The following is a 12,224-nucleotide window of genomic DNA, read 5'->3' on the forward strand; positions in this document are numbered from 1 at the left end:
GAGCGCTACCGGACCAGCGCGTCCGCGTGCGCCCCGCCCGCCTCGGCGACGATCTCGTCGAGCGTCTGGGCCTTCCGCACGGTCGTGAACGCCACCGCCCCGTCGTCGTCCACCGTGAAGCCGTGGACCGCGGGCCGGGGCAGGCTGTTGTACGCGTAGTGGTGGGCGAAGCAGTACGCGCCGGTGTCCGGGACCGCGACGACGTCCCCCGGGCGCAGCGGCGGCAGCGCGCGGCCCCGGGCCAGGAGGTCCCCGGCGAAGCAGGCGGGGCCCGCCACGTCCTGGACGCTGACGTCGCCGGTGCGGGGCCGGCCCTCGGAGTCGTACGCGAGGATCCGCAGGGGCCAGGCCTCGGGGGCGTAGACCGTACGGGTGGCCAGCTGCACGCCCGCGTGGGTGACGGCGATCGGGCGGCCGCCGGAGGTCTTCGTGTACTCCACGCGGGCGAGGACCGTGCCGTGCTTGGCGAGCAGGGAGCGGCCGAACTCGGTGACGAGGCGGTAGCGGCCGTCGAAGAGCCCGGGGACGGTGTCGGCGAGCAGCCGGGCGTACTCCGCGTACGTCGGGGTCTCCTCGTCGGAGGCGAAGTTCACGGGCAGGCCGCCGCCGATGTCGAGGGTGTCGATCTGCTGCCGTCCGGCGGCCCGGTTGATCTCCTCGGCCAGCGCGTACGCCTCCCCGACCCCCTCGGCCATGAGGGCGAGCGGGATGCCCTGGGAGCCGGTGTGGGTGTGCAGCCGGGTCAGCCAGGGCCGCTCCAGGTAGGCCTGGACGAGGGCCTTGCGGGCGCCCTCGTCGCGGAGCGCGACACCGAACTTGGAGGTGGCGGTCGCGGTCGAGAGGGCGCCGATGGAACCGGCTCCGACCTGCGGGTTCACCCGGATCCCGAGGGGTGAGGCGGTGGGGGCGGAGGCGACGAGCGCGTCGAGGCGGGCCAGTTCCTGGAGGTTGTCGGCGTTGACGGCGATGCCGAGCGCGAGGGCCTGGCGGAGCTCGGCCGGGGTCTTGGCGGGGGAGTCGAGGACGGTGCGGCCGGGCGGGATCCCGGCGGCGCGGGCGAGGGCCAGCTCGCCGGGGCTGGCGACCTCTACGCCGAGCCCCGCCTCGTGGAGCAGGCGCAGGACGGGGACGAGCGGGGCGGCCTTCACGGCGAAGGCATGCAGCACGTGGGCGTCGGTGACGGCGGCGAAGGCGCTGGTCAGGGCGGCGGCGGAGGCGCGGATGCCGGCGGTGTCGAGAAGGGCGACGACCGGTTCGGCGGGGGAGAGGAGTCCTTGATCGACGGTGGCTCGGACGGCGAGATCGCGACGGTAGGAGGCCATGGGGCCCATCCTCGTCCATCGCCCGTCCGGCACGCCCTGTTGACTACAACTATTCAGCAGTCCAGGATGTGAATATCTGAACGACATTCGAGGAGGCACCCCCATGTCAGGTCCCCGCCCCGTGCGAGCCGCCCGCGGTACGGAACTCAGCGCCCTGGGATGGCAGCAGGAAGCCGCCCTCCGGATGCTCCAGAACAACCTCGACCCCGAGGTCGCCGAGCACCCCGACAAGCTCGTCGTCTACGGCGGCACCGGCAAGGCCGCCCGCGACTGGCGCTCCTTCGACGCCATGGTCCGCACCCTGCGCACCCTCAAGCAGGACGAGACGATGCTCGTCCAGTCCGGCCGCCCCGTCGGCGTCATGCAGACCCACGAGTGGGCCCCGCGCGTCCTCATCGCCAACTCCAACCTCGTCGGCGACTGGGCCAACTGGGAGGAGTTCCGCCGCCTGGAGAAGCTCGGCCTCACCATGTACGGCCAGATGACGGCCGGCTCCTGGATCTACATCGGCACCCAGGGCATCCTCCAGGGCACCTACGAGACCTTCGCCGCCGTCGCCGCGAAGAAGTTCGGCGGCACCCTCGCCGGGACCATCACCCTCACCGCCGGCCTCGGCGGCATGGGCGGCGCCCAGCCGCTGGCCGTGACGATGAACGACGGCGTCGCGATCTGCGTCGACGTCGACCCGCGCGCCATCGAGCGCCGCATCGAGCACCGCTACCTGGACGTCAAGGCCGACAACCTCGCCCACGCCCTCCAGCTCGCCGTCGAGGCCCGCGACGCCCGCCGCCCGCTCTCCATCGGCCTCCTCGGCAACGCCGCCGAGCTCGTCCCGCAGATGCTCGCCGAGGGCGCCCCGATCGACATCGTGACCGACCAGACCTCGGCCCACGACCCGCTCTCGTACCTCCCGGTCGGCGTCGCCTTCGAGGACATGGCCGACGAGGCCGCCAAGGACCCGGCCGGCTTCACCCAGCGCTCCCGCGAGTCCATGGCCAGGCACGTCGAGGCCATGGTCGGCTTCATGGACGCCGGCGCCGAGGTCTTCGACTACGGCAACTCGATCCGCGGCGAGGCCCAGCTCGCCGGCTACGACCGCGCCTTCGCCTTCCCCGGCTTCGTCCCCGCCTACATCCGCCCGCTGTTCTGCGAGGGCAAGGGCCCCTTCCGCTGGGCCGCCCTCTCCGGCGAGGCCTCCGACATCGCCAAGACCGACAAGGCGATCCTCGACCTCTTCCCCGAGAACGAGTCCCTCCACCGCTGGATCAAGATGGCCGGCGAGCGCGTCCACTTCCAGGGCCTGCCCGCCCGCATCTGCTGGCTCGGCCAGGGCGAGCGCGACAAGGCCGGCGACATGTTCAACGACATGGTCGCCAACGGCACCCTCGCCGCCCCCCTCGCCATCGGCCGCGACCACCTCGACTGCGGCTCCGTCGCCTCCCCGTACCGCGAGACCGAGGCCATGCTCGACGGCTCCGACGCCATCGCCGACTGGCCGCTGCTCAACGCCATGGTCAACGTCGCCTCCGGCGCCTCCTGGGTCTCCATCCACCACGGCGGCGGCGTCGGCATGGGCCGCTCCATCCACGCCGGCCAGGTCTCCGTCGCCGACGGCACCAAGCTCGCCGGCGAGAAGATCCGCCGCGTCCTCACCAACGACCCCGGCATGGGCGTCATCCGCCACGTCGACGCCGGCTACGACATCGCCGAGCGCGTCGCCGACGAGAAGGGCGTCCGCGTCCCGATGCGCGAGGGCTCCGAGGACGAGGCCTCGGCGTGAGCGCCACCTTCCACGCCATGTGGCGGTCGTTGCGGCCCATCGGCCGCAACGCCGCCTCCGGTGGCTACCGCCGCTACGCCTGGACCGAGGCCGACGCCGACTGCCGGCTCTGGTTCCGGATGCAGGCCGAGGCCCGCCGCCTGGACGTCGAGACCGACCGCAACGGCAACCAGTGGGCCTGGCTCGGCGACCCCACGGCCGGCGACGCCGTCGTCACCGGCTCCCACCTGGACTCCGTCCCCGACGGCGGCGCCTTCGACGGCCCCCTCGGCGTCGTGTCCGCCTTCGCCGCCCTCGACGAACTCCGCGCCCGCGGCGTCTCGTTCAGGCGGCCCCTCGCCATCGTCAACTTCGGCGACGAGGAAGGAGCCCGCTTCGGCCTCGCCTGCGTCGGCTCCCGCCTCACCGCCGGTCGGCTGACGAAGGAGCAGGCGTACGAGCTCCGCGACGCCGACGGGATCAGCCTCCCGCAGGCCATGGAGGCGGCCGGGTACGACCCGTCCGCCATCGGCGCGGACCCCGAGCGGCTCGCCCGCGTCGGCGCCTTCGTCGAGCTCCACGTCGAGCAGGGCCGCGCCCTGGACCTCTCCGGGGACCCCGTCGGCATCGCCTCCTCCATCTGGCCGCACGGCCGCTGGCGGTACGACTTCGCCGGCGAGGCCAACCACGCGGGCACCACCCGCCTGGTCGACCGCCGCGACCCGATGCTCACCTACGCGGAGACGGTCCTCGCCGCCCGCCGCGAGGCCGAACTCGCGGGCGCCGTCGCCACCTTCGGCAAGATCGCCGTCGAGCCCAACGGCGTCAACGCCATCCCGTCGATGGTCCGCGGCTGGCTCGACGCCCGCGCCGCCGACCAGGGCTCCCTGGACCAGGTCATCGCCGGGGTCGAGGCGGCGGCCCGGCAGTACGCCGACCGCCACGGCATCGACCTCGCCGTCGTCCAGGAGTCCGCCACCCCGATCGTGGAGTTCTCGCACGCCCTGCGCGACGAGCTCTCCCGCATCCTCGGCACCACGGGCAAGGTGCCGGTCCTCGGCACGGGCGCGGGACACGACGCGGGCATCCTGTCCGAGGCGATCCCGACCGCCATGCTGTTCGTACGGAACCCCACCGGCGTCTCGCACTCCCCGGCCGAGTTCGCCGCCGAGGACGACTGCGTGGCCGGAGTCCTCGCACTCGCCGACGTACTGGAGGAACTGGCGTGCCGCTGACGACGTACTGGCTGGAACACGCCTGGCTCGACACGAACGTCGAGCCGGGCGTGGCCCTGGAGGTTTCTTCGGACGGCCGGATCGGCGCCGTGCGCACGGGGGTGGAGGTCCCGCCCCCGGGCGCCGTCGTCCTCCGCGGCCTCACGATCCCCGGCCTCGCCAACGCCCACTCGCACGCCTTCCACCGCGCCCTGCGCGGCACGGTCCAGGTCGGCTCCGGCACCTTCTGGACCTGGCGCGAGGTCATGTACACCGTCGCCCAGAAGCTCACCCCCGACAACTACTTCGCGCTCGCCCGCGCGGTGTACGCGGAGATGGCGCTCGCCGGCATCACCTCCGTCGGCGAGTTCCACTACCTGCACCACGCCCCCGGCGGCAGCCCGTACGCCGACCCCAACGCCATGGGCGAGGCCCTGATCGCGGCGGCCGGCGAGGCGGGCATCCGCATCACCCTCCTCGACACCGCCTACCTCTCCTCCGGCTTCGGCGCCGCCCCCGAACAGCACCAGCTCCGCTTCACCGACGGCACGGCCGAGCAGTGGGCGCAGCGGGTCTCGGCCCTCAAGGACCGGGACGGCGTACGCGTCGGGGCGGCCATCCACTCCGTACGGGCCGTCCCGGCGGACCAGCTGTCGACGGTGGCCCGCTGGGCGGAGGACCGGCAGGCCCCCCTCCACGTCCACCTCTCGGAGCAGACGGCGGAGAACGAGGCCTGCCTCGCGGCCCACGGCATGACGCCGACCCAGCTCCTCGCGGAGCACGGCGTCCTGGGCGCCCGCACGACGGGAGTCCACAACACCCACCTCACGGACGGGGACATCACCCTCCTCGGCTCGTCGGCCACCGGCACCTGCATGTGCCCGACGACCGAACGGGACCTCGCCGACGGCATCGGCCCGGCCGTCGCCCTCCAGGGCGCCGGTTCCCCGCTCTCCCTCGGCAGCGACAGCCACGCCGTCATCGACCTCCTCGAAGAGGCACGGGCGATGGAACTGAACGAGCGCCTGCGCACCCGCACCCGCGGCCACTGGACGGCCGCCGCGCTGCTCCGCGCGGCGACGGCCGACGGCCACGCGGCCCTCGGCTGGCACGACGCGGGCACCCTGGAGCAGGGCGCCCTCGCCGACTTCACGACGATCGCGCTCGACTCCGTCAGGACAGCGGGCCCGGTGCCGCGGCTGGCAGCCGAGACGGCGGTGTTCGCGGCGTCGGCCGCGGACGTGCGGCACACGATCGTGGGCGGACGCCAGATCGTCCGGGACGGGGCGCACGTCTCCGTACCGGACGTGGCACAGGCCCTCGCGGACTCGATCGCCGCCGTGCGCGGCTGAAAGGGAGATCTCTCACCATGAACACCGGCCCCGCGGCGACGAACAGGCCGGCGGCGACCTCCGCCCCCACGAGCGCGAACAGCGCCGTGGCGACGAACGCCACGGTCGTCACCAACATCGCCAGTCTCGTCACCAACGACCCCTCCCTCGGTGATGGTTCGCCGCTCGGCCTGATCCAGGACGCGGCCGTCGTCATCGAAGGCGACCGCATCGCCTGGGTCGGTGAATCAAGCAAAGCACCCGCCTCTGACAACCGGGTCGACGCGGCCGGCCGGGCCGTGATCCCGGGCTTCGTCGACTCCCACTCGCACCTCGTCTTCGCGGGCGACCGCACGGCCGAGTTCAACGCCCGGATGTCCGGCCAGGCCTACAAGGCGGGCGGCATCCGCACGACGGTCGCCGCGACCCGGGCCGCGACCGACGCCGAACTCTCGGCGAACGTGGCCAAGTACATGTGGGAGGCCCTCCGCCAGGGCACCACCACCTTCGAGACCAAGTCCGGCTACGGCCTCACCGTCGAGGACGAGGCCCGCGCGCTGCGCATCGCCGCCGAGCACACCGACGAGGTCACCTACCTCGGCGCGCACATCGTGGCGCCCGAGTACGCCGACGACCCGGCCGCGTACGTGAAGCTGGTGACCGGCGAGATGCTGGACGCCTGCGCCCCGCACGCCCGTTGGGTCGACGTCTTCTGCGAGAAGGGCGCCTTCGACGGCGACCAGGCCCGCGCGATCCTCAAGGCCGGCATGGCGAAGGGCCTCCAGGCCCGCGTCCACGCCAACCAGCTCACGTACGGCCCCGGCGTGCAGCTCGCGGTCGAGCTGGACGCGGCGAGCGCCGACCACTGCACCCACCTGACCGACGCCGACATCGACGCCCTCGCCCAGGGCGACACGGTCGCCACCCTGCTGCCCGGTGCCGAGTTCTCCACCCGCGCCGAGTGGCCCGACGCCCGCCGCCTGATCGACGTCGGCGTGACGGTCGCCCTCTCCACGGACTGCAACCCGGGCTCCTCCTTCACCTCCTCGACGCCCTTCTGCATCGCCCTCGCCGTCCGCGACATGCTCATGACCCCCGACGAGGCCCTCTGGTCCGCCACCGCCGGCGGCGCCGCGGCCCTCCGCCGCACCGACATCGGCCACCTCACCCCCGGCGCCCGAGCCGACCTCGTCCTCCTCGACGCCCCCTCCCACGTCCACCTCGCCTACCGCCCGGGCGTCCCCCTGATCGCGGAGGTCTGGCGCAAGGGCGTACGCGCGGTCTGACCGCGGGGACCGGGCGGAGCGCACCGTCCCGCGGTGCGTCCGGCTCGTTCAGCGGAACTCGTGGACGACCCGGATCTCGCCGACGATGTGCGCGTTGAACTCGTCGAGCTCCTCCGCCGGGACCCACAGCTCCAGGATCGTCCGCCCGCCGGCCTGCTGGACCGGGTAGCGGCGGAGGAAGTCGGTGTCGACCTCGAAGCGGGTGACGTAGCCGGCGCCGCTGTGCTTGACGTTCCAGTCGCGGGCGATCCTGACCGCGTACTCCTCGTCGAGCACCGGATAGAAGATCGGCTGCTCCGGCAGCCGCGGCGGCCAGGCGCGCCAGCCCGACTCGCGGACGAGGTCCAGCTCGCCGGGGCCGGTGGGGCGCCACAGGGTGGTCGTCGGTCGCTGCGCGGGCATGGCTTCGCTCTCTGCCGGTGTCGGGTGGGGGTGTCGGACGCTCGAAGCTACCGGTGGTGATCGTTCGGCGGCCATCGAATTAGCGCCCGTACCGGCGCCGCCACCTCCCCCTCCGCCGGGTTCGGGTCCGTCGCGCGGCGGGGGAGGGGTGGGGAAGCTCACTCCTCCAGCGTCAGGCCCCGGCGCAGCCGGCCGAGGGTGCGGGCGAGCAGGCGGGAGACGTGCATCTGCGAGATGCCGAGTTCCGCGCCGATCTCGGACTGGGTCAGGCCGGAGACGAAGCGGAGGGAGAGGATGTGCCGTTCGCGGGACGGCAGCGAGGCGATCATCGGCTTGAGGGAGGCGACGTACTCGATGCCGGTGAGCCCGTCGTCCTCGTAGCCGAGCCGGTCCGCGAGCGCGGCCTCGCCGCCGGCGCCGTCCTCCTCGTCGGGCCGCGCGTCGAGCGAGGTCGCGGTGTACGCGTTGCTCGCGGCCATGCCCTCGACGACCTCCTCCGGCGCGATGCCGAGCTCCTCGGCGAGTTCGGCGACGGTCGGCGCGCGGTCGAGGCGCTGGGCGAGCGCGTCACCGGCCCTGGCGAGGTCGAGCCGGAGCTCCTGGAGTCTGCGGGGCACGTGCACGGACCACGAGGTGTCCCGGAAGAAACGCTTGATCTCGCCGATGATCGTCGGCATCGCGAAGGTCGGGAACTCGACGCCGCGGGTGAGCTCGAAGCGGTCGATCGCCTTGATCAGGCCTATGGTGCCGACCTGGACGATGTCCTCCATCGGCTCGCTGCGGGTGCCGAACCGGGCGGCGGCGAACCTCACCAGGGCGAGGTTGAGTTCGACGAGGGTGTTGCGGACGTACGCGTACTCGTGGGTGCCCTCCTCCAGCTCGGAGAGCCGGGCGAAGAGCTGCTTCGACAGGGCGCGGGCGTCGACCGGTCCGATCCGGTCGAGCGGTCCGTCGGGAAGGTCGACGGCAGGGGGGACGACAGGGGAGGGGGGGACTGCTGACGACGGCGCGTGGGGGGTGCGCGGGGCGTCGAGCCGGGGTGACATGGATCTCCTTCGGGTGCTTCACGCTGCGGTTTGCGGCGCCTCCAAAGCCGGTCGGGTCGGACGTTCCTTTCTAGCCCTACCCGCTCGACCCGGATGGTTGCAAGTGGCAATAATCCGTTTCGTGCCGATATGGGGTACGCCTCATGTGCATCGACGGGTGCTCGACTTGTAGGGTTCGAAGCACGTCAGTCGGCATCCGCGAGAGCGAGAAGAGGCACGGCCATGGACCGCGAACACATCGGCAGCGCGCCACCCGCGCGGCTGCGGGTCGAGGTCCGGGACGTCGCCGGGAGCACCCTCCTCACCCCCGTCGGCGAGCTCGACCACCACACCGCCGAACTGCTGCGCACCCCCCTGGACGCCGCCCTCGACGCGGGCCGCGCCCGGCTCGTCGTCGACTGCTCGGGCCTGGAGTTCTGCGATTCGACCGGGCTCAACGTGCTGCTCGGCGCCCGGCTGCGGGCGCAGGCCGCCGGCGGAGGCGTCCATCTGGTGGCGATGCGGCCCGCGGTGGCCAGGGTGTTCCACATCACGGGCGCGGACGCCGTCTTCACCGTCCACGAGACGCTCGACACGGCACTCCCCGGCTGAGACCGACGCCACGCCCCCGCCCGTACGTCCTGTCCCCTCTGTCCCGTCGATCGGTGAGGTGAAGCGTTGATGGAGCAAGCTTCCGACGTCCGTACGCTCGCCCTCGGCGAGACCAGCGGCACCGTGCCGCTCGCGCGCGACTTCACGCGCTCGGCGCTCCACGAGTGGGGCTGGCTGCCGGCCGCCACCGCCGACCGCAGGGCCGCCGCCGAGGACGTCCTGCTCGTCGTCTCCGAACTCGTCACCAACGCCTGCCTGCACGCCGAGGGCCCCGAGCGCCTCCGCGTCCTGCGCCTGCCCCGGACCCTCCGCCTCGAAGTCACCGACCGCGGCGCCGGCCAGCCCGCCCCCCGCACCCCGCACCGCTCCGGACGCCCCGGCGGACACGGCATGTTCATCGTGCAGCGCCTCTGCCTCGACTGGGGCATCGAGCGCACCCCGGGCGCCCCCGGCAAGACGGTCTGGGCCGAACTGGCCTCGCCCGTCTAGGACTTTCGCCCGTCCGGGGCTTTCGTTCGCCTGGAACCTTCGTCCGCCGAGGACCTTCACAAGTTCACCCGTTCCCCTGCCTTCCCTCCTCAAGGCCCCGGGCGTACCTTGACGGCCAATCTGAAAGACCGTCAGTTTCGTTGCGGTGAGGGGTGCTCGGGTGTCCAAGGTGCCGAACCGGAGGAGAACGACCGCCGCGCTCACGGCCGCGGTCGCGGTGGCGGGCGCGGTCGTGCTGGCCGGGGCGCCGGTCGCCCAGGCGGAGGTCGTCGACGTCGACTACGCCTGTGAGACGAAGATCGGGCCCAAGAGTGCCGTCTCGCCCGTCGACATCAAGGCCGTCAAGAGCGGCGGCGGCTACACGATCACCATGTCGTTCGAGAAGGGCGTCTCCGACAGCCCGGTCGAACTCCCCAAGGGCGTCATGACCCCGCGCGCCGAGCTCGTCCTCGGCGGCGACGCGAGCGGCAAGGTGAAGGTCACGGGCTCGCCGAACACGGCCGCCATCCCGCCCGACACCCCCATCAGCATCGGCACGCTCACCGGCACGTTCACCCCGAAGAAGAACGGCAAGGTCACCTTCACCGCCGGGGTCCTCACCGTGCACGCCCTCGGCATGGACGCGGCCGTCTGCACCCCGAAGAACAACCCGAAGCCCTCCCTGGAACTCCAGGTCACGGGGGTCTCGGGCGGCGGCTCGGGCGGCTCCGACGCCCCGCCGCCCGCCACCGACGGCGGCGACCAGCTGCCCAGGACCGGCCCGCTCGACTCCGCCGTGGCCCTCGGCACCCTCGGCGGCACCGTCCTGCTGACCGGCGCCGCCGGAGTCCTCTGGCTCACGCGGCGCACGGCACGCTGATGCGTACGGCGGACCGCCCGGGGACGCGGCAGGCGGCGGGCCCCGGACGGCGTACGGCCGCCCGCTCCGGGCTCCTCGCCGCCGCGACCGCCCTGCTCGGCGCGGTCGCGGCGGCGCCTCCCGGGGCCCAGGACTGGACGGCGGCGCCCGCCGCCGGACGGCCGTACGCCTACCTGGAGGGCCCGGCGGGCAGCGTCCTCCAGGACACCCTGTCGGTCACCAACCCCGGCACCGCGCCGCTCACCGTGCGCCTCACCGGCCAGGGCGGCGCCCCGGTGTCCTTCGCCGCCCGGACCGTGACCGTGCCCGCCAGGACCCGGGCCGACGTGCCCTTCGCCGTGACCGTCGCCGCGGACACCCCGCCGGGCGAGCACCGCGGCACCGTACGGGCCGTGGCCGCCGGCCGGGGGGTCGGCGTCGACCTGCGGCTGCGGGTCAGCGGCCCGCACCTCGCCGCGCTCACCGTCGAGGACGTCCGCGTCGGCGCGGGCACCCTCCGCTACACCCTGGTCAACCGCGGCACCACGGTCCTCGCCCCCCGCCTCGCGGTCCGCGCCGAGGGCCTCCTCGGCACCGTCCTCGACCGGCCGGACCGCCCCCTGCCGCTCACCCTGCGCCCCGGCGAGCGGGCCGCCCGGACCGAACCCTGGCCCGACCAGCCCGCCCTCGACTCCGTCACCGTCCGGCTGACGGCCACCGCACCGGGCGCCGCCCCCGCCACCGCCCGCGCCGAGGCCTCCTTCGCCTCGGGCCCCGCGCTGACGGGAGCGGGCGGGCTGCTCGCCGCGGCGGCGGCCGGAGCCGGGTACGCGGTACGGCGGCGCGGAAAGTCCCGTACCCCGTCGGCGCCGGAGGCACCATGAGGACGATCCGTACGGCCGCCGCCCTGCTCACCGCCCTCGCCCTCGTCCTGCTGCCCACCGCCCCGGCGGCGGTCGCGGCCCCGGGGCCCGTGGTCGAGCTGTCGGCGACGGAGGGCGGCAAGGGCGGCGAGATCACCGTCAGCGGCAGCGGCTGGAAACCCGGCGCCCTGCTCATGCTCCTGATCTGCGGCCAGGGCGCCCCCGGCAAGGGCGTCATCGGCGGCACCAACTCCTGCGCCAACACCGAGGGCCGGGCGGCCACCGTCGACTCCCGGGGCGCCTTCAGCACGAAGCTCCCCGTCGCCGAACCGCCCAAGCCCTGCCCCTGCGTCGTGCACGTCGCCGGGGTCACCGGCCAGCAGGACGCCGTCGACAAGGCCTTCACGGTCGCCGGGCACCCCACCGCCCCGCTCCCCGAGCCCTCCGGCGACGGCCGCCTCGCCGTCCTCGCCGCCGTCCGCCTCGACGGCTCCAGCGGCGTCCTCGTCTGGTTCGGGGCGCCCCCGCGCCGCGAGGTCGTCTTCACCGTCGGCAACCTCGGCCCGGCCCCCGTCAAGGACCCCGTCTTCCAGGTCGGCACCAGCCACGGCGTCTTCGCGCCCCAGTACGAGGAACGCCAGTGGCGCGGCACGATCGACCCCGGCGAGAAGGCCCTGATCCGCCTCCCCGCCGAGCTCACGGCCGGCGCGCACGGCGACTACCAGGTCTCCGTGAAGTACGCGGGCAAGGTCCTCGTCGAGCAGCCCTGGGGCGTCGGCAGGCCCTGGGGCGTGACCCTCTTCTGGGCGCTCCTCGCCGTCGTGGTGCCGGCCGCGCTGTTCCGGATCGGCATGGCCGTGGTCGACCGCGTGCGGCCCGCTTCCGGGGCGGGCCGGGCGCGGGCCCCCGGGGCCCGGCCGGGGGCGCGCCCGCGTCGCCGCGCCCCGGCCCGTACACCCGCTTCCGCCCCCGCACCGGGGGACGGGGAGACGACCGCGGCCCTGCCGTGGTTCAGCCCTGACTCCGCACCGTCAGCGCCAGAGAGCAGCAGCCCGACGACGACGAAGGGACAAGCGTGAGTAC

12 protein-coding genes are annotated in these 12,224 nt (G+C 73.9%); 9 read left to right on the forward strand and 3 right to left on the reverse strand.

What is annotated here, in order from left to right; genetic code table 11:
- Positions 1-5: 5 nt before the first annotated feature.
- Positions 6-1,331 carry a diaminopimelate decarboxylase gene (locus ACH4TP_RS38295; protein WP_398440527.1) on the reverse strand — a complete coding sequence of 442 codons (1,326 nt, stop codon included), beginning with the start codon at positions 1,329-1,331 and terminating at the stop codon, positions 6-8.
- A gap of 94 nt (positions 1,332-1,425) precedes the next feature.
- On the opposite strand from ACH4TP_RS38295, the gene hutU reads away from it, so the two are divergent.
- The 4 genes from hutU to hutI are packed head-to-tail and all read left to right on the forward strand — an operon-like array spanning position 1,426 to position 6,912.
- Positions 1,426-3,102, forward strand: coding sequence for a urocanate hydratase (hutU, locus tag ACH4TP_RS38300; protein ID WP_389228020.1), 1,677 nt, complete (start codon positions 1,426-1,428; stop codon positions 3,100-3,102).
- 17 nt (positions 3,103-3,119) lie between these two features.
- The gene (locus ACH4TP_RS38305; RefSeq protein WP_398440528.1) at positions 3,120-4,316 is read left to right on the forward strand and encodes an allantoate amidohydrolase; all 1,197 of its coding nucleotides are present in this window, start codon (positions 3,120-3,122) and stop codon (positions 4,314-4,316) included.
- Positions 4,307-5,647 carry a formimidoylglutamate deiminase gene (locus ACH4TP_RS38310; RefSeq protein WP_389239173.1) on the forward strand — a complete coding sequence of 447 codons (1,341 nt, stop codon included), beginning with the start codon at positions 4,307-4,309 and terminating at the stop codon, positions 5,645-5,647. The genes ACH4TP_RS38305 and ACH4TP_RS38310 overlap by 10 nt, the downstream gene beginning before the upstream one ends.
- A gap of 17 nt (positions 5,648-5,664) precedes the next feature.
- Positions 5,665-6,912: an imidazolonepropionase gene (gene hutI / locus ACH4TP_RS38315; protein WP_398440503.1), complete on the forward strand. Its 1,248-nt coding sequence runs from the start codon at positions 5,665-5,667 to the stop codon at positions 6,910-6,912.
- 48 nt (positions 6,913-6,960) lie between these two features.
- On the opposite strand, the gene ACH4TP_RS38320 is transcribed toward hutI, so the two are convergent.
- Positions 6,961-7,314, reverse strand: a complete 354-nt coding sequence (locus ACH4TP_RS38320) for a hypothetical protein (protein WP_389239169.1) — start codon at positions 7,312-7,314, stop codon at positions 6,961-6,963.
- Between the two features lie 158 nt (positions 7,315-7,472).
- On the reverse strand, positions 7,473-8,360 hold the full coding sequence (locus ACH4TP_RS38325; RefSeq protein ID WP_398192481.1) for an RNA polymerase sigma factor SigF: 888 nt from the start codon (positions 8,358-8,360) through the stop codon (positions 7,473-7,475).
- Positions 8,361-8,582: 222 nt separating this feature from the next.
- Here ACH4TP_RS38325 and ACH4TP_RS38330 point away from each other — a divergent pair, with 222 nt between their 5' ends.
- From ACH4TP_RS38330 to ACH4TP_RS38350, 5 genes are all read left to right on the forward strand, one after another.
- A complete protein-coding gene (locus tag ACH4TP_RS38330) occupies positions 8,583-8,951 on the forward strand; it encodes an STAS domain-containing protein (protein ID WP_398440505.1) in 369 nt (122 codons plus the stop codon).
- 69 nt (positions 8,952-9,020) lie between these two features.
- Positions 9,021-9,440 (forward strand): ATP-binding protein, encoded by a 420-nt coding sequence (locus ACH4TP_RS38335; RefSeq protein WP_389239163.1) that lies wholly within the window; start codon positions 9,021-9,023, stop codon positions 9,438-9,440.
- 169 nt (positions 9,441-9,609) lie between these two features.
- Positions 9,610-10,299 (forward strand): peptidase, encoded by a 690-nt coding sequence (locus tag ACH4TP_RS38340; protein ID WP_398440529.1) that lies wholly within the window; start codon positions 9,610-9,612, stop codon positions 10,297-10,299.
- Positions 10,299-11,162, forward strand: coding sequence for a hypothetical protein (locus ACH4TP_RS38345; RefSeq protein ID WP_398440506.1), 864 nt, complete (start codon positions 10,299-10,301; stop codon positions 11,160-11,162). The genes ACH4TP_RS38340 and ACH4TP_RS38345 overlap by 1 nt, the downstream gene beginning before the upstream one ends.
- Positions 11,159-12,220: a hypothetical protein gene (locus ACH4TP_RS38350; protein WP_398192486.1), complete on the forward strand. Its 1,062-nt coding sequence runs from the start codon at positions 11,159-11,161 to the stop codon at positions 12,218-12,220. Before ACH4TP_RS38345 ends, ACH4TP_RS38350 begins: the two co-directional genes overlap by 4 nt.
- Positions 12,221-12,224: the final 4 nt, after the last annotated feature.

Origin of the sequence: Streptomyces sp. NPDC021012, assembly GCF_044333355.1 — a bacterium.
Classification (GTDB): domain Bacteria; phylum Actinomycetota; class Actinomycetes; order Streptomycetales; family Streptomycetaceae; genus Streptomyces.

Excerpts from the sequence above, each read along its gene's own strand:
- ACH4TP_RS38295 (WP_398440527.1), bottom strand. The coding sequence starts at position 1,331 with ATGGGCCCCATGGCCTCCTACCGTCGCGATCTCGCCGTCCGAGCCACC.
- hutU (WP_389228020.1), top strand. The coding sequence starts at position 1,426 with ATGTCAGGTCCCCGCCCCGTGCGAGCCGCCCGCGGTACGGAACTCAGC.
- ACH4TP_RS38305 (WP_398440528.1), top strand. The coding sequence starts at position 3,120 with ATGTGGCGGTCGTTGCGGCCCATCGGCCGCAACGCCGCCTCCGGTGGC.
- hutI (WP_398440503.1), top strand. The coding sequence starts at position 5,665 with ATGAACACCGGCCCCGCGGCGACGAACAGGCCGGCGGCGACCTCCGCC.
- ACH4TP_RS38320 (WP_389239169.1), bottom strand. The coding sequence starts at position 7,314 with ATGCCCGCGCAGCGACCGACGACCACCCTGTGGCGCCCCACCGGCCCC.
- ACH4TP_RS38325 (WP_398192481.1), bottom strand. The coding sequence starts at position 8,360 with ATGTCACCCCGGCTCGACGCCCCGCGCACCCCCCACGCGCCGTCGTCA.
- ACH4TP_RS38330 (WP_398440505.1), top strand. The coding sequence starts at position 8,583 with ATGGACCGCGAACACATCGGCAGCGCGCCACCCGCGCGGCTGCGGGTC.
- ACH4TP_RS38335 (WP_389239163.1), top strand. The coding sequence starts at position 9,021 with ATGGAGCAAGCTTCCGACGTCCGTACGCTCGCCCTCGGCGAGACCAGC.
- ACH4TP_RS38345 (WP_398440506.1), top strand. The coding sequence starts at position 10,299 with ATGCGTACGGCGGACCGCCCGGGGACGCGGCAGGCGGCGGGCCCCGGA.
- ACH4TP_RS38350 (WP_398192486.1), top strand. The coding sequence starts at position 11,159 with ATGAGGACGATCCGTACGGCCGCCGCCCTGCTCACCGCCCTCGCCCTC.